The sequence below is a fragment of the Bacillus sp. ChL18 genome (genome assembly GCF_026241425.1).
In the GTDB taxonomy this organism is placed as follows: domain Bacteria; phylum Bacillota; class Bacilli; order Bacillales; family Bacillaceae; genus Bacillus; species Bacillus velezensis.
This window is the reverse complement of sequence record NZ_JAPHWE010000025.1, coordinates 1-264: the sequence shown is the minus strand read 5'-3', so window position 1 is coordinate 264 and position 264 is coordinate 1. Positions and strand designations below refer to the sequence as shown.

Annotated in this window: 1 tRNA gene and 1 rRNA gene; both read right to left on the bottom strand. The window is 54.9% G+C overall.

What is annotated here, in order from left to right:
• Positions 1-47: 47 nt before the first annotated feature.
• Positions 48-123: transfer RNA gene (locus tag OQ477_RS20840), tRNA-Val, on the bottom strand.
• Positions 124-146: 23 nt separating this feature from the next.
• Positions 147-262, bottom strand: a 5S ribosomal RNA gene (gene rrf, locus OQ477_RS20835).
• Positions 263-264 lie beyond the last annotated feature (2 nt).

Sequence of the window (264 nt, the reverse complement as noted above, 5' to 3'; positions counted from 1 at the left end):
CTGATTACAAGTCAGTTGCTCTACCAATTGAGCTAGGCCGGCAAATATGGTGGAGGATGACGGGCTCGAACCGCCGACCCTCTGCTTGTAAGGCAGATGCTCTCCCAGCTGAGCTAATCCTCCATATATTACACTTGCGTGTAATGGCTTGGCGGCGTCCTACTCTCACAGGGGGAAACCCCCGACTACCATCGGCGCTGAAGAGCTTAACTTCCGTGTTCGGCATGGGAACGGGTGTGACCTCTTCGCTATCGCCACCAAACC